Source organism: Citrobacter sp. MGH 55 (assembly GCF_016906145.1).
Taxonomy (GTDB): domain Bacteria; phylum Pseudomonadota; class Gammaproteobacteria; order Enterobacterales; family Enterobacteriaceae; genus Citrobacter_A; species Citrobacter_A amalonaticus.
Map to the genome: position 1 here is coordinate 1,297,422 of NZ_CP070239.1, position 15,881 is coordinate 1,313,302.

The following is a 15,881-nucleotide window of genomic DNA, read 5'->3' on the forward strand; positions in this document are numbered from 1 at the left end:
AAACAGAATTTGCCTGGCGGCTGTAGCGCGGTGGTCCCACCTGACCCCATGCCGAACTCAGAAGTGAAACGCCGTAGCGCCGATGGTAGTGTGGGGTCTCCCCATGCGAGAGTAGGGAACTGCCAGRCATCAAATTAAGCAGTAAACTGATGTAAAAATCAGTGGTTGTAGAAAAATTCGGTGGAGCGGTAGTTCAGTTGGTTAGAATACCTGCCTGTCACGCAGGGGGTCGCGGGTTCGAGTCCCGTCCGTTCCGCCACCCTAATTAGGGGCGTAGTTCAATTGGTAGAGCACCGGTCTCCAAAACCGGGTGTTGGGAGTTCGAGTCTCTCCGCCCCTGCCAGAAAATAATCCTTAGCATCTGCTAAGGATTTTTTTTGTCTGTAAAACTCGCCTCCAGATACCGATCTCTTCCTTTTCTGGCATCCTTGCCAATCTCATTTCTGCTTATTCTCCCAGTACATCTATCTTTAGAAGATCTTTGATCAGTACATGTTTATCACTATTTTGCAGCCAAATAGCGTATAACGGACGCGAAAGCGTTGCGCTGTCTGCAACAGTATGCAACCCTCCTTTCTCTTTTGCCCAACGTGTGGGTAACCATGTGCAACCGTTCAGTGCATGAAGTTGCTGTCTGGCCAGTTCAGCAGAACTGGTGGTGAGTACCGGGACTTCATCGGCAGCAATCAATCCCACTTCGTTTTGTTGAAAGTCTGGCCCCCACTCCAGGCGCAGATAATTCAGAGCCTCTTTCATCGTTGAGGGGCTGGCGCAATATAACGCCAGGGTGAAATACCCCAGTAATTGACTGCTAAATTCATCCATTTTTGGGGCTTCTGTGGTGATAAGCAGATCAAGCTGACGTTCATGCAACTGTTTTACCAGGGACTGGCGCTGCGCAATACGGGCTTCGAATTGCAGGCCGTTCTGGGGCTCTTGTGACTGATACAAGAGCCCCAACCAGCCGTTGAGCATGCACTCCCACAGAGAGGCGCTGGCACCGATTGAAAATTCATTATGTCTGGATGTATGGGCGACCTCTTTACGTGCTGCCTGCCATGTATTCATTAGCGTTTCCGCATAGGGCAGAAGCTTCTCGCCGGCCGCCGTTAAACGGATATTATTTCTGTGGCGGGTAAAAAGATTCACACCCAGTTGATTTTCCAACTGTCTGATGCGAAAGCTTACCGCCGACTGAGTCAGGTAGAGCGCTTCCGCAGCCCGGCCAAAGTGGCGCGTTCGGCTAACTTCCAGGAAGGTTTTTAACAATTCCGTATCCACAGTGCTCTCCGCAAAATTATTTGTCGTTATGATTTAAATGTTTTGTTTTACACTCTGTCAAGCGTAACTAATACTCCGCGCCATAAATAGATCGGCCAAAGAATTAGGAGCGTGCAGGATGGCGGAAAGCTTTACGACGACTAATCGATATTTCGACAACAAATATTATCCACGCGGATTCTCTCGTCATGGTGATTTCACTATCAAAGAGGCGCAACTGCTTGAACGTCACGGTTATGCCTTCAACGAGCTGGATCTCGGAAAACGCGAGCCGGTTACCGAAGAAGAGAAGCTCTTTGTTGCGGTATGTCGTGGTGAACGTGAGCCAGTGACCGAAGCGGAACGCGTCTGGTCCAAATATATGACGCGTATCAAGCGTCCAAAACGTTTCCATACCCTGTCCGGCGGTAAACCGCAGATGGAAGGTGCTGAGGACTACACAGAGTCTGATGACTAATAAAAAAAAGGGCGAAGGCCCTTTTTTTATGTCAGTTGTTTCTGCAGGTGAGCAAGCAATCGATCTATCGCCCGGTAACTGACCGCTTCCTGCAAGTGTCTTCGTGAAATGTGTTCGGCTTGCGCGAGATCGGCAATAGTCCTCGATACCTTTAATAATCGCTGCCAGGCGCGTATAGACAATCCAAGATGGATGAGTGTCTCTTCAAGCCACTGCGCGTCTTCATCCGCTAACGGACAATGTTCGCGTATCTCCCTGTTTTGCAGGTGCGCATTCAATTTGCCCTGGCGTTTATGCTGACGTTCCCGCGCACCAATGACCCGCTGTTTAACCGTAAAGCTGTTTTCTCCCTTTACACCGGGCTGGCTGAGTATGCCTGGTGGTGGGAGAGGGATCTCAAGAGAAAGATCAAAGCGGTCCAGAAAGGGGCCCGATAGCCGACTGAGATAGCGTAATGTCTGTTCAGGCGTATTGCGGTTATGGTTGCCCTGATAATGACCGGTGGGACTGGGATTCATTGCCGCTACCAATTGAAAGCGCGCAGGATAGGTGATCTTAGCGCGCGTACGCGAAAGGTGGATCTGACCAGACTCTATCGGTTCACGTAGAGCATCTAATGTGCGTCGTTCAAACTCAGGCAGCTCATCAAGAAACAGTATGCCGTTGTGTGCCAAAGAAATTTCGCCTGGTGCGGGGATAGTTCCGCCACCAACCATGGCGGTCAGGGATGCGCTGTGGTGTGGTGAGCGAAAAGGTCGTTGTTTCCATAATTTTTGCACGCTGGTCGAGTTAACCAGACTGAGGATAGCGGCGCTTTCCAGGGCTTCTTCGTTACTTAATGCCGGCAACAGGCCATTAAGACGGCTGGCAAGCATCGTTTTCCCCGTACCCGGTGGGCCAACTAATAGCAGATTGTGGCCACCTGCGGCGGTGATCTCAAGGCTGCGCTTCCCTTGCTCCTGACCAATAATATCGCTGAGATCATCAGATGACACACTGATAGTGTCGTTGTTAACAACAGGATGGCTAAGGTCATGTTTTCCTTCCAGGAAGGCACAGACAGCTTGTAGATGATCGGCAACCAGACATCCTTCACCCTCAATCAGCCCGACTTCGTCTTCGTTCTCTTTTGCCACGATAATGCCCCTTCCCACCCGTATTGCCTCGGTTGCGCTGGATATGGCGCCGGGAACGCCGCGTAACACACCTGTAAGCGCTAATTCACCCACTAACTCATATTGGTCGAGTTTATGGGTTGTAAGCTGCTCAGAGGCAACCAGAAGCGCCACAGCAATAGGTAAATCATATCTCCCGCCCTCTTTGGGAAGATCGGCAGGGGCGAGATTGATGGTGATTTTCTTTGCGGGAAAGTCATATCCGCTATTAATGATCGCGCTGCGTACCCGGTCGCGCGCCTCTTTGACGGTCGTTTCTGGTAACCCCACCAGTGTTAAACCGGGTAAACCGTTGCTGATATGCACTTCGATAGTAATCGCCGGTGCATTGACACCCAGCGCAGCGCGTGTATGAACAATTGACAGTGACATAGTCCCTCCAGATGCCACTATTATGTCTAATTTCCTCTCTGCAAGATCACTGCTAAATAATGTTTATTCGCAGAAGATTCCGCACTTTTAATGCAATTAGTTTACGTCTTCTCTTTTTCTGGAAGGGCGCTCGCAATCCGTTTTCCTCTCCTGCGACGTTATGAAAAAGGGGTTTACTTCCGTCCAGATAGTGAATTTTTTTCAATTCCTGGTTTTTGTATATAAAACAAGGAGTTTTCGTTAATCCGTTAGCTGAGTCAGAAAAATGAAAAGAAAAAAATCTTGTGCTATTGGCGAAATCTATGGTAACTCTTTAGGCATTCCTTCGAACAAGATGCCAGAAAAGACAAAAATGACAGCCCTTCTACGAGTGATTAGCCTGGTCGTGATTAGCGTGGTGGTGATTATTATCCCACCGTGCGGGGCTGCACTTGGACGAGGAAAGGCTTAAAAATCAAGCCTTAACGAACTAAGACCCCCGCACCGAAAGGTCCGGGGGTTTTTTTTGACCTTAAAAACACAACAGAGGAGCAGAAAATGAATAACAGCATAAAATTCTGTTTCTTCAGATTTATGACGGGGAACTAACTATGAATGGAGCACAGTGGGTGGTACATGCGTTGCGTGCACAGGGGGTCGACACCGTATTCGGCTATCCCGGTGGCGCAATTATGCCGGTCTACGATGCGTTGTACGACGGTGGCGTGGAACACCTGCTGTGCCGACACGAACAGGGGGCCGCGATCGCAGCCATTGGCTATGCCCGTTCCACCGGTAAAACGGGGGTCTGCATCGCTACTTCTGGTCCGGGGGCAACCAACCTGATCACCGGACTTGCAGATGCGCTGTTAGATTCGGTCCCTGTTGTCGCGATCACCGGGCAGGTTGCTGCGCCGCTCATCGGCACTGATGCGTTTCAGGAAGTGGATGTACTGGGGTTGTCGTTGGCCTGCACCAAGCACAGTTTCCTGGTGCAGTCTCTGGAAGAGCTGCCACGCATCATGGCGGAGGCGTTTGAGGTCGCTAACACGGGTCGTCCGGGTCCGGTTCTGGTTGATATCCCGAAAGATATCCAGTTAGCCACCGGGGCGCTGGAACCGTATTTCACGACCGTCGATAACGCGGCAGTTTTTCCTCAGGCTGACGTAGAGCAGGCGCGTAACATGCTGGCTCAGGCGCAAAAACCGATGCTGTATGTGGGAGGAGGCGTAGGGATGGCGCAGGCGGTTCCGGCGCTGCGTGAGTTTATTGCGGTAACGCAAATGCCGGTGACCTGCACGCTGAAAGGCCTGGGGGCTGTTGAGGCGGATTATCCCTACTATCTGGGGATGCTGGGTATGCATGGCACCAAAGCCGCGAATTTTGCCGTGCAGGAATGTGATTTGTTGATTGCCGTAGGTGCACGTTTTGATGACCGGGTGACCGGCAAACTGGATACTTTCGCGCCCCATGCCAGTGTTATCCACATGGATATCGATCCGGCTGAACTGAACAAACTGCGCCGGGCGCATGTCACCTTGCAGGGCGATTTGAATGCACTGCTGCCTGCGCTGCAACAACCGGTCGACATCGATGAATGGCGTCAGCGTAATGCGGAACTGCGTACTGACCACACCTGGCGCTACGATCATCCAGGGGAGGCCATCTACGCGCCGCTGCTGCTGAAACAGCTGTCGGAGCGTAAGCCTGCCAACTGTGTTGTAACGACGGATGTCGGTCAGCATCAGATGTGGTCTGCACAACATATGACCTACAGTCGCCCGGAGAATTTCATCACCTCCAGCGGCTTAGGCACGATGGGCTTTGGTTTACCGGCTGCCGTTGGGGCGCAGGTTGCGCGACCGGACGACACCGTTATCTGTATCTCCGGTGACGGCTCCTTCATGATGAATGTTCAGGAACTGGGCACAGTAAAACGTAAGCAGTTACCGTTGAAGATCGTTTTACTGGATAACCAACGGTTAGGTATGGTTCGACAATGGCAGCAGCTGTTTTTCCAGGAACGATATAGCGAAACCACCTTAACCGATAACCCCGATTTCCTCACGTTAGCCAGCGCCTTCGGCATCCCTGGCCAACACATCACCCGAAAAGACCAGGTTGAAGCGGCGCTCGATACCCTGCTGAATAGCGACGGGCCATACCTGCTTCATGTCTCAATCGACGAACTTGAGAATGTCTGGCCACTGGTGCCGCCTGGCGCCAGCAACGCTGAAATGCTGGAGAAATTATCATGATGCAACATCAGGTCGCCGTAGAGGCTCGCTTTAACCCGGAAACGCTGGAACGTGTTTTACGTGTGGTACGCCACCGTGGTTTTCAGGTATGTGCCATGAATATGGAAGCCGCCCGTGACGCGCAGAATATAAATATCGAATTGACCGTTGCCAGTCCACGGTCGGTCGACTTACTGTTTAGTCAGTTAAGTAAGCTGGTGGATGTGGCACATGTTGCCATCTGCCAGAGCACAACAACATCACAACAAATCCGCGCGTAAGCGTGACAGGAAGAAGAAATGACGACGAAAAAAGCTGATTACATTTGGTTCAATGGCGAGATGGTTCGTTGGGAAGACGCGAAAGTTCACGTGATGTCCCACGCGCTGCACTACGGTACGTCTGTCTTTGAAGGCATCCGTTGCTATGACTCGCACAAAGGCCCGGTGGTGTTCCGTCATCGTGAACATATGCAACGCCTGCATGACTCAGCCAAAATTTATCGTTTCCCGGTCTCTCAGAGCGTGGATGAGTTGATGGAAGCCTGTCGTGAGGTGATCCGTAAAAACAACCTGACCAGTGCTTATATTCGCCCGCTGGTGTTTGTTGGCGATGTAGGCATGGGCGTGAACCCGCCTCCGGGATACACCACCGACGTCATTATCGCTGCGTTCCCGTGGGGCGCGTACCTGGGCGCTGAAGCGCTGGAACAAGGGATCGATGCAATGGTTTCCTCGTGGAACCGTGCCGCACCTAACACTATCCCGACCGCCGCAAAAGCGGGTGGTAACTACCTTTCGTCACTTCTGGTGGGTAGCGAAGCGCGTCGTCATGGCTATCAGGAAGGTATTGCGCTGGATGTGAATGGTTACATCTCCGAAGGCGCCGGTGAAAACCTGTTTGAAGTGAAAGACGGTGTGCTGTTTACCCCGCCGTTTACCTCTTCCGCGTTGCCGGGGATCACCCGTGACGCCATCATTAAACTGGCGAAAGAACTGGGTATTGAAGTGCGCGAGCAGGTTCTGTCCCGCGAATCCCTGTATCTGGCGGATGAAGTCTTCATGTCTGGTACCGCGGCGGAAATCACCCCGGTTCGCAGCGTTGACGGCATTCAGGTGGGCGAAGGCCGCTGTGGTCCAGTCACCAAACGCATCCAGCAAGCGTTCTTCGGCCTGTTCACCGGCGAAACCGAGGACAAATGGGGCTGGTTGGATCAGGTAAATTCATAATTAAAGATAAATGGGACGGCACGCACCGTCCCGTTTTACAGACACCAGGAGTAAATAACGCATGCCTAAGTACCGTTCCGCTACCACCACTCATGGCCGCAATATGGCAGGAGCCCGCGCGCTGTGGCGCGCAACCGGAATGACGGATGCCGATTTTGGCAAACCGATCATTGCCGTCGTGAACTCATTCACCCAGTTTGTGCCAGGACACGTGCACCTGCGCGATCTCGGTAAACTGGTCGCTGAACAGATTGAAGCGTCCGGCGGCGTGGCGAAAGAGTTCAATACCATTGCCGTGGATGATGGTATCGCTATGGGTCACGGGGGCATGCTTTATTCACTGCCGTCGCGCGAGCTGATCGCTGATTCGGTGGAGTACATGGTGAATGCCCATTGTGCCGATGCAATGGTCTGTATCTCCAACTGCGACAAAATCACCCCAGGGATGCTGATGGCTTCCCTGCGTCTGAACATTCCGGTGATCTTCGTTTCCGGCGGTCCGATGGAAGCCGGGAAAACCAAGCTGTCTGATAAAATCATCAAGCTCGATCTGGTCGATGCCATGATCCAGGGCGCGGACCCGAAAGTCTCTGACGATCAGAGTAATCAGGTTGAACGTTCCGCCTGTCCGACCTGTGGCTCCTGTTCCGGGATGTTTACCGCGAACTCGATGAACTGTCTGACCGAAGCGTTGGGCCTGTCACAGCCGGGTAACGGTTCGCTGTTGGCGACTCACGCCGACCGTAAACAGTTGTTCCTCAATGCCGGTAAACGCATTGTTGAGCTGACTAAACGTTACTACGAGCAGGATGACGCCTCCGCGCTGCCGCGCAGCATAGCCAGCAAGGCCGCGTTTGAGAACGCCATGACGCTGGATATCGCGATGGGCGGTTCCACCAATACCGTTCTGCACTTATTGGCGGCGGCGCAGGAAGCGGAGATCGATTTCACAATGAGTGATATCGACAAACTTTCCCGTAAAGTGCCGCAGCTGTGCAAAGTGGCGCCGAGTACGCAGAAATACCACATGGAAGATGTTCACCGTGCGGGCGGGGTGCTGGGGATTCTGGGCGAGCTGGATCGTGCGGGCCTGTTGAACCGGGACGTGAAGAACGTGCTGGGGCTGACGTTGCCGCAAACCCTTGAGCAGTATGACATCACGGTGACGCAAGATGACGCCGTGAAGCAGATGTTCCGCGCAGGCCCTGCGGGTATTCGTACTACAGAAGCGTTCTCGCAGGATTGCCGCTGGGACTCGCTGGATGACGATCGCGCTGAAGGCTGTATCCGTTCGCTGGAACATGCCTACAGCAAAGATGGTGGTCTGGCGGTACTTTACGGAAACTTCGCGGAAAATGGCTGCATCGTCAAAACCGCCGGCGTGGATGACAGTATTCTGAAGTTCACTGGCCCGGCCAAAGTGTATGAAAGCCAGGATGAGGCGGTTGACGCGATCCTCGGCGGCAAAGTGGTGGCAGGCGATGTGGTCGTGATCCGCTACGAAGGGCCGAAAGGCGGACCGGGGATGCAGGAAATGCTCTACCCGACCACCTTCCTCAAGTCGATGGGCCTCGGCAAAGCGTGCGCACTGGTTACCGACGGTCGTTTCTCTGGCGGCACCTCTGGCCTCTCCATTGGTCACGTTTCACCGGAAGCGGCCAGCGGCGGCAATATCGCGATCATTGAAGACGGTGACATGATTGCTATCGATATTCCAAACCGTGGCATTCAACTGCAACTGAGCGATGCGGAAATTGCTGCGCGTCGTGAAGCACAGGAAGCGCGCGGCGACAAAGCGTGGACTCCGAAAAATCGTCAGCGTCAGGTGTCGTTTGCGCTGCGCGCCTATGCCAGCCTGGCGACCAGCGCCGATAAAGGCGCGGTCCGCGATAAATCGAAACTGGGAGGCTGATGATGGCCGAATCACAACCTCTGTCAGCAGCCCCGGAAGGGGCTGAATATCTGCGTGCGGTTCTCCGCGCACCGGTATACGAAGCGGCGCAGGTAACGCCGCTACAAAAAATGGAAAAGCTCTCATCGCGCCTTGATAACGTGATCCTCGTGAAGCGCGAAGACCGGCAGCCCGTTCACAGCTTCAAGCTTCGAGGCGCTTACGCGATGATGGCAGGGCTGACCGAGGCGCAAAAAGCTCATGGGGTGATCACCGCTTCTGCGGGCAACCATGCCCAGGGCGTGGCGTTTTCCTCCGCTCGTCTGGGCGTGAAGGCGCTGATCGTGATGCCTGTTGCGACGGCGGATATCAAAGTCGATGCCGTTCGCGGGTTTGGCGGCGAAGTGCTGCTGCATGGCGCAAACTTTGATGAAGCGAAAGCGAAAGCGATTGAACTGTCGCAGCAGCAGGGTTTTACCTGGGTTCCGCCATTCGATCATCCGATGGTGATTGCCGGTCAGGGAACGCTGGCGCTGGAACTGCTGCAGCAGGATGCGCATCTTGATCGTGTATTTGTACCGGTCGGCGGCGGCGGTCTGGCGGCGGGCGTGGCGGTACTGATTAAGCAATTGATGCCGCAAATCAAAGTGATTGCGGTGGAGGCGGAAGACTCCGCCTGTCTGAAAGCGGCGCTGGACGCGGGCCATCCGGTCGATCTCCCACGCGTTGGCCTGTTTGCCGAAGGTGTAGCGGTAAAACGCATTGGCGATGAAACCTTCCGTCTGTGTCAGGAATATCTCGACGACATCATCACCGTGGATAGCGACGCGATATGTGCGGCGATGAAAGACCTGTTCGAAGATGTTCGCGCAGTCGCAGAGCCTTCCGGCGCGCTGGCGCTGGCGGGAATGAAAAAGTACGTCGCTCAGCACAACATCCGCGGCGAACGTCTGGCGCATATCCTTTCCGGCGCTAACGTCAATTTCCACGGTCTGCGCTACGTTTCCGAGCGTTGCGAGCTGGGCGAACAGCGTGAGGCGCTGCTGGCAGTGACCATTCCGGAAGAAAAAGGCAGCTTCCTGAAGTTTTGCCAGCTGCTGGGCGGTCGCTCAGTCACTGAATTTAACTATCGCTTTGCCGATGATAAGAACGCCTGCATTTTCGTCGGTGTCCGGTTGAGCAGGGGGATGGAAGAACGCACGGAGATCCTGAATCTGTTGCGCGACGGTGGCTACAGCGTGGTTGACCTCTCTGACGACGAAATGGCGAAGCTGCACGTACGCTACATGGTTGGCGGTCGTCCGTCGAAACCGCTACAGGAACGTTTATTCAGCTTCGAATTTCCGGAATCACCCGGCGCGCTGCTCAAGTTCTTGCATACGCTGGGGACTCACTGGAATATCTCGTTGTTCCATTACCGCAGCCACGGCACAGACTATGGCCGCGTACTGGCCGCGTTTGAACTGGGCGATCACGAACCGGATTTCGAAACGCGTTTGCAAGAACTGGGCTATGAATGTCACGACGAAACGCATAACCCGGCATTCCGCTTTTTTCTTGCAGGCTAACCGCGGCTTAACAGGAGATGACCTGACCGGGTTATCTCCTGTTTTTTTGTAAGCTCAACGGTAATACGTATGGGCAAACAGTTTTTTGTTATCATCTCCGTCTTTGAACAACCCATCATAATTCCCTTCTGGCAACAATAGCGCCTTCTCCGGACCATTAAGTAAGGTGATAGTTTTAGCGCCTGCCGACAAAGTAACCGGCGGGGCGAGTGTGATCCCTTCCACGTTTATTTGTGCTGATACGGGGGTGCCGGTTTCACTGTACAACTGATATCTTCCGGACTGCGGTACGTTAAATTCCTCCTGACGGCCAATGTGTAGTTGTCGCCCCGCCAATCTTATATTTGGCGCGACCTTGACGTAGCTGTTGTCGATGGCTTCTGCGATAGCAGAATAGATATTACTCAACCGGTAGGACCATATAATGACTTTCGGGGGGGACTGAGTCAGCACTTGCCAGGCTTCGGAATGTTTACCTTCTCGCCGTGTCTTTAAAACATACCAGGCATCGAGCCACAGCGTCGTCGGCTCCAGCCTGTTGGGCAGCATCCCTATACCATCAAAATACTTTTCGTCAGGTTTGAGTAGTGCTTCTGCTCTGGTAACCAGTTCAAGTTGTTGCACATTGTTAATTTTCAGGTAGCTGAGATTGAGACAGTAGCTTGAAACCAGGGTTACTGTTGTCACCGCCAGGATAAATAATCTCGTGGCTGGCCTGCGGTTTTGGGCGAGAAGGCTATCTACCGGGATGAGGGACCAGAGCGATATAAACGGTAGCGCCATAATAAACACATAGGGCCAGGGCTGGTTATGAGTGAAAACTAACGTGGTAATGACGAATGAAAAAATCAGGGCGATGCGCGTTTTTTCACTCAAGGTTTTCCAGCGCTTTAATGCCATTATCATGCCGCTAAAACAGAGCAGATAGAGAAGCGTATTGTCTAAAAGGGTTTGCAAGACATATACGCGAATCCCGTTATAGGCTTCGCTGCTGTATACCGCCACTTCTACCGGACCGAAGATCAAACCTTCAGCGATACGTAACGGGTCGCTGCCGCCAAATATAAAGCAATAGGCAATTGCAGGAAGTAACCAACCGGCGGTTAAGTAAAAGCCGCGAACGATAGCATCGATGAAATGTTTGCGCAGCGTAGCGTCAATCACCAATCTAAGCCCAAGCGCCAGATTGAAGAACGCTGATTTTTGGGTAACTAAAAACGCCAGTCCGCTCAGGATACCGGCGATAAAAATCTTTCTTGCGTTGAGCGTATGGCCGCGCAGAATTACCAGCACGGCGGCCAGGGCGAAAAACAGCGCCAGGGGCTCTGAACGGGTGCGGAAGATGCGCTCCATAAAATTCGTAAAACAGAGTAAAACGAGAATAATAAAAAGCGCCCGTAAGCGCTGCTCGCCCAGCGCACGCGCGCAGGCATAGACCAGCAGCAGGGTTCCACAAGCGAGGAGTGCCGTCTGCATCCGCGCGACGAGAATGATCGAAACCGCATCCCAGCCAATCAGGTGAGCCAGTTTATAAAACACCGCAAACCCTACGGCCTTAGGGGGGTGAATCGTGTCGAATAGTCCATTAGCAAAATACTTGGCGTAGCCAAGTTGGGCAAACTCATCCATGATCAAGAGAATATGCCAGGCAAAAACGAAAATAAGCGTAACTTTAATGGCAATACTCACACTAAGGAGGAGCGTTAACCTGCGCGGGCAGGCGCCAATAAAAAGCGTGCCGGAGGTATCCATTTTATTATCTTCTGGCTTTGCCATTGGCTTTATCTCCATCTCCATTTAGCACCAACTCCATGATTTCCTGCGCCATTTTTCGCCAGCTATAATGTTCTCTGGCATAACAAATCATGGTCTCACGTTCGTGGAGGGAGAGCACGCAGTTATCTATTGCGACAGAGCAGAACTGTGCCGAACGTTGTGGCTCGTTGAGGTCTATGTTCACACCATGTATCCAGCTTGCCGCTACGGGATCGGCTCTGTGAGCCGGGCTACCACAGATGACGGGTAATCCACAAGCCATTGCCTCCTGGATAACAAGGGGATAACCTTCTCCGACGGCCGGTAACAGAAGAACATCCGCACAGCGATAAAGCTCTGCCAGTGCGCGGGGGGCCTGAACGCCAAGATCGTAAACGTTGCTCAATCCCCATTCTGCGGGGCGAAGTGGGCCGTTTCCGGCCAGTAAAAACTGGCATTCCGGTCTGGTTATTGCCAGAGCGTGCAGTATCGACAACCCTTTCTTTTCAACATAACGACCCACGAATAGTATGCGCCGGGCACAAGGCGGGAGGTTGTATCTTGCCAGCGGAGTTTGACTGGATACTGAAGTCACGGGGGGATAGAAAATGGTGCTATCAACCCCGTTAAACAGCAATTTATACGGATAACGCGCAGGGGTCCCAAGCAGGTCGTGGCGGACAGTATCGCTAATAAATACCCTGGCATCGGCGGCCCATAACATCGGGCGTGTTACGACCAAATTAGCCAGCCGCATAAGCAGACGCAGTACGGGTGATCTGAAAGGAATGGCAGCAATATGTTGAATCAGAATGACGGGCTTCGCGTGGAGTTTGGCCATCATCATACCAAGGATTGATGTGGCATAGAGCGCATCGTGAATCACCACCACGTCGCTACGCCGTACGGCGTCGCTAAGTGCGCAAATGGCTGTAGGGCCAGGTAACGGCATTGGCAGACCGGTGAGTTTCTCCAACGGATCGACGCAGCGTAACGCGATAATGTTGAGATTGTCGGTAGGTAACGCATCGCTGGCGCTGGCTGCCCAATACGGTGTCGCTCCCAGGTGTGCGAACTGGCGGCACAAATGCCCGGCAACGCGTTCAATACCTCCGCCGTGTGCCTCGTAGAAATGGCTTATCATCAAGATATTCACTGGCTAGACCCTCACCAGACGCATCGAATGGGGATAAACCACGAGATGGAGTAACAACGTCTTCTGTTGATAGTGCGGATTAAGGGGAACGTTAATCATATTTGTATGGCTTTACTGCGACCTGACGTGCTGATAGCCCAACGGCTAAGGAGAAAATTCAGCACGAGCATGCAGAGCGAAGCTAGCGGCGCAGCGATGGTCATCGGAAATTCCAGCCAGTGATACCAAATCCAGGTGCTGACAAAGGCAAGAGGGATATTCAACAACATGCTGATGGTATAACGGCCAAAGCCAGCAAATGAAAGCGGTTGTTTAAACGTGAATAAGCTGTGCAGGATATAACCGACGGTAGCGATGATGGCGAAAGACAACAGGATCGCTAACCAGAGCGCAACGCATAAACTATCCGCCACGATCATGATGGCATTATGTCCCAGGAAACAGCAGCCAGAAATGCAGAGATAAGTAAAAGAGGTGCGAATTTTCATCGGGGTGCTTTCCGGGCACGAAGTAAAAATACGCAGGCGTTGTCATGCCGTACTTGCGCCGGCGTGACATAATCTTCGAACATGGCGCGCAGATTCATCATGACGGCCAGACCTGAGGCTAGAACGCCGCCGATGAGGGGGAGCCGACGGATGAAAAACGCAAAACCTGTCAGGCGAATAATGGTGGTTGTAGCCAATGGGCCAACCAGAGCGTCGACTTCTTCAACCACAAACCCGCGATCGGTAAGATCGGATATGAGACCGGTGCGGGTCCAGCGGCGGTGATCTTCGGGGTGAGGATGATAGAGCCAGGTTCCGTGCGTGGAAAGTAACAAGAGACCATCATCATTTAACAAACGCCGAATTTCAGCGCAATACGCATCAAGATCTCTGACGTGTTCCAGTACCTGGACTGAAAGTATGGCTCCTGCGGCACCATCAGCTAAAGGGATGCGTCCCTGTGGGTCAATTTTGAGTGTACCGCTGTCATCAAGATCGGCACCGCAATAGTTAATATTCAACTGACGCATCATTTCAGCATAGGGGGAATCGCCGCAGCCAAAGTCGATCATGAAGGTATTTGGCTGAATGTGACGTTCTGCTTGCTCGCGTAATCGTCTCGCCAGTGCACGTAACAACAGCCAGTCAGTGTGCCAAATTCGAGGGGTGGCCCTGTTTCTTTTCATACTCCGGGTCCTTGCGGTGAGGTATCTGAATCATGCCGGTTCAGGCTGTCCAGCAGGAGCTGTAGTACGAATCCGGCCAGGACCATCAGCACTCCAGCGATGCAGGCTGTACTGATGGCAAAAACAATGTGTACCGACTGTTCCATTGAGCCACGGGTAAATATCCAGTGAAAAGCAAGGAGGAGGTCGGCGAAAAAACCGGCTATGGCAAGCACAGATCCGCTGAATACCAGCCACTCGAGAGGGTGCGAGCGCATGAGCCAGGGGATAACCCGGCTTTCCGCAATCGGGTGGTTAATGGCGATGGCGACCTTCGCTAACACGCCTAACAGGACAGCGATAAGACCAATAAGCGTCGACATTGTCGCCAGGGCAACGAAATGGATACCAAAATAGTAACCGTTGATTTCTATGGGGCCTGCGGCAAGCAGCGCAAGGCCGATAGCTCCGAGCAGTAGTAGCGTAAAGCCAGGGATCAAATAGAGCCTGTCCGGGGCATGAGCGATGAGAAGACGCAGATGTCTCCAGCCGTCACGAAATGAACGTAAATGAGGAGGACGGTTGCGTTTGTCCGGATAGAGCTTGATCGGCACTTCATGAATGATGAGTCCTGCGCGGTGCGCGTTAATGATCATTTCAGAGGCAAATTCCATACCGGTAGAACGAGTGGCCATTTTTTGAAATGCTTCGCGGGTAAAGGCCCGCATCCCACAGTGGAAATCGCGAATGGGTGAGTGGTAAAGCAGCCTGGCTATGCCGGAAAGCAGTGGATTTCCCAGATAGCGATGCAGAGGAGGCATTGCCCCAGGTTCTATTCCCCCAGCAAATCGATTACCCATAACAAAGTCTGCACCGCTTTCCAGTGCATCGACGAAAATATCTAGTTGGCTCCAGTCATAGGAGTCATCGGCATCAGCCATAATGAGATATTTACCTTTTGCCGCACTGGCAGCCGCGCTTATTGCTGCGCCATAACCTTTGACGGATTGATGAATAACTCGGGCACCCAGTGATTTTGCAATTTCAACGGATTGGTCTGTTGAGCCATTATCACCGATGATAATTTCACCTTGAATATCCAGGCGAGTAAACGCTTCTGTTACTTTCTTAATACAGATAGCAAGCGTAAGTTCTTCATTCAGGCATGGAATGATTGCCGAAACCAGTGGCATGGGCTCTGCCGCCGGTATCTCAACTGGAGAGAAGGCAACCTGTCGAGAAATATAGTTGGCGGGAGTTAATAAATTATCAGAATAACCAAACCGATGAAAATGCGTTGAATGCATAATAGTAAGCTCCGATCCATGAGCAGGATTAAGAGTCTATCCCAATGGGCTATTACATTTGGCATTCTGAACCTGGGCAGGCGTTTGAACGGCCATCAGAGCAGCCTGAAAGGCGTGTGAAGCGAGTCCTCCTCACGTATTCCGGCTATGAACCTGTTGTGCCGGGCCACCCGTGTTGCAACATGACTGTAAAATTACACCTATTGGGATAGGCTCTGTATATCTAATGGTAACTTCAATTTAATTCATATTCTGAATGATTTAGAATATGAATGGGTGCTAGTTAATATACCCTGTGTGGATGATATACGTTAATTTAAT

Annotated in this window: 15 protein-coding genes, 2 tRNA genes and 1 rRNA gene; 11 read left to right on the forward strand and 7 right to left on the reverse strand. The window is 52.5% G+C overall.

Going from position 1 to position 15,881, the window contains the following annotated elements; genetic code table 11:
• Nucleotides 1-12 precede the first annotated feature (12 nt).
• The 3 genes from rrf (at nucleotide 13) to JTI98_RS05170 (ending at nucleotide 343) form a co-directional block, all read left to right on the forward strand.
• A 5S ribosomal RNA gene (rrf, locus tag JTI98_RS05160) occupies nucleotides 13-128 on the forward strand.
• Between the two features lie 54 nt (nucleotides 129-182).
• Nucleotides 183-259 (forward strand) — tRNA-Asp (locus JTI98_RS05165).
• An 8-nt stretch (nucleotides 260-267) separates the two neighbouring features.
• Nucleotides 268-343 (forward strand) — tRNA-Trp (locus tag JTI98_RS05170).
• 104 nt (nucleotides 344-447) lie between these two features.
• On the opposite strand, the gene hdfR is transcribed toward JTI98_RS05170, so the two are convergent.
• Nucleotides 448-1,281: an HTH-type transcriptional regulator HdfR gene (hdfR, locus tag JTI98_RS05175; RefSeq protein WP_181627984.1), complete on the reverse strand. Its 834-nt coding sequence runs from the start codon at nucleotides 1,279-1,281 to the stop codon at nucleotides 448-450.
• 118 nt (nucleotides 1,282-1,399) lie between these two features.
• Here hdfR and maoP point away from each other — a divergent pair, with 118 nt between their 5' ends.
• Nucleotides 1,400-1,738: a macrodomain Ori organization protein MaoP gene (maoP, locus tag JTI98_RS05180; RefSeq protein ID WP_042326051.1), complete on the forward strand. Its 339-nt coding sequence runs from the start codon at nucleotides 1,400-1,402 to the stop codon at nucleotides 1,736-1,738.
• A gap of 26 nt (nucleotides 1,739-1,764) precedes the next feature.
• On the opposite strand, the gene JTI98_RS05185 is transcribed toward maoP, so the two are convergent.
• Nucleotides 1,765-3,285: a YifB family Mg chelatase-like AAA ATPase gene (locus JTI98_RS05185; protein WP_216082002.1), complete on the reverse strand. Its 1,521-nt coding sequence runs from the start codon at nucleotides 3,283-3,285 to the stop codon at nucleotides 1,765-1,767.
• A gap of 352 nt (nucleotides 3,286-3,637) precedes the next feature.
• Between JTI98_RS05185 and ilvL the strand changes: the two genes are divergently transcribed.
• The 7 genes from ilvL to ilvA all read left to right on the forward strand — a co-directional run bounded on the left by ilvL (nucleotide 3,638) and on the right by ilvA (nucleotide 10,189).
• Complete coding sequence (ilvL, locus tag JTI98_RS05190) at nucleotides 3,638-3,736, forward strand: ilv operon leader peptide (RefSeq protein ID WP_001311244.1); 99 nt, start codon at nucleotides 3,638-3,640, stop codon at nucleotides 3,734-3,736.
• An 86-nt stretch (nucleotides 3,737-3,822) separates the two neighbouring features.
• Nucleotides 3,823-3,873, forward strand: coding sequence for a peptide IlvX (ilvX, locus tag JTI98_RS05195; protein WP_193762813.1), 51 nt, complete (start codon nucleotides 3,823-3,825; stop codon nucleotides 3,871-3,873).
• A gap of 2 nt (nucleotides 3,874-3,875) precedes the next feature.
• Entirely contained in the window at nucleotides 3,876-5,522 is a 1,647-nt protein-coding gene (ilvG, locus tag JTI98_RS05200; RefSeq protein ID WP_216082003.1) for an acetolactate synthase 2 catalytic subunit, read from the forward strand.
• Entirely contained in the window at nucleotides 5,519-5,782 is a 264-nt protein-coding gene (ilvM, locus tag JTI98_RS05205) for an acetolactate synthase 2 small subunit (protein ID WP_042326055.1), read from the forward strand. Before ilvG ends, ilvM begins: the two co-directional genes overlap by 4 nt.
• 18 nt (nucleotides 5,783-5,800) lie before the next feature.
• Nucleotides 5,801-6,730, forward strand: coding sequence for a branched-chain-amino-acid transaminase (gene ilvE, locus JTI98_RS05210; RefSeq protein ID WP_042998773.1), 930 nt, complete (start codon nucleotides 5,801-5,803; stop codon nucleotides 6,728-6,730).
• Between the two features lie 61 nt (nucleotides 6,731-6,791).
• Nucleotides 6,792-8,642 (forward strand): dihydroxy-acid dehydratase, encoded by a 1,851-nt coding sequence (gene ilvD / locus JTI98_RS05215; RefSeq protein WP_042998774.1) that lies wholly within the window; start codon nucleotides 6,792-6,794, stop codon nucleotides 8,640-8,642.
• 2 nt (nucleotides 8,643-8,644) lie between these two features.
• Complete coding sequence (gene ilvA, locus JTI98_RS05220; RefSeq protein ID WP_043001785.1) at nucleotides 8,645-10,189, forward strand: threonine ammonia-lyase, biosynthetic; 1,545 nt, start codon at nucleotides 8,645-8,647, stop codon at nucleotides 10,187-10,189.
• Nucleotides 10,190-10,243: 54 nt separating this feature from the next.
• On the opposite strand, the gene JTI98_RS05225 is transcribed toward ilvA, so the two are convergent.
• The 5 genes from JTI98_RS05225 to JTI98_RS05245 all read right to left on the reverse strand — a co-directional run bounded on the left by JTI98_RS05225 (nucleotide 10,244) and on the right by JTI98_RS05245 (nucleotide 15,560).
• Nucleotides 10,244-11,965: a hypothetical protein gene (locus JTI98_RS05225; protein WP_216082004.1), complete on the reverse strand. Its 1,722-nt coding sequence runs from the start codon at nucleotides 11,963-11,965 to the stop codon at nucleotides 10,244-10,246.
• Nucleotides 11,946-13,100 carry a glycosyltransferase family 4 protein gene (locus JTI98_RS05230; protein ID WP_216082005.1) on the reverse strand — a complete coding sequence of 385 codons (1,155 nt, stop codon included), beginning with the start codon at nucleotides 13,098-13,100 and terminating at the stop codon, nucleotides 11,946-11,948. Before JTI98_RS05230 ends, JTI98_RS05225 begins: the two co-directional genes overlap by 20 nt.
• Nucleotides 13,101-13,195: 95 nt before the next feature.
• Complete coding sequence (locus tag JTI98_RS05235; protein ID WP_044258263.1) at nucleotides 13,196-13,588, reverse strand: GtrA family protein; 393 nt, start codon at nucleotides 13,586-13,588, stop codon at nucleotides 13,196-13,198.
• Nucleotides 13,585-14,274 (reverse strand): methyltransferase domain-containing protein, encoded by a 690-nt coding sequence (locus JTI98_RS05240; RefSeq protein ID WP_044267336.1) that lies wholly within the window; start codon nucleotides 14,272-14,274, stop codon nucleotides 13,585-13,587. Before JTI98_RS05240 ends, JTI98_RS05235 begins: the two co-directional genes overlap by 4 nt.
• Entirely contained in the window at nucleotides 14,271-15,560 is a 1,290-nt protein-coding gene (locus JTI98_RS05245; RefSeq protein WP_216082006.1) for a glycosyltransferase family 2 protein, read from the reverse strand. The genes JTI98_RS05240 and JTI98_RS05245 overlap by 4 nt, the downstream gene beginning before the upstream one ends.
• Nucleotides 15,561-15,881 lie beyond the last annotated feature (321 nt).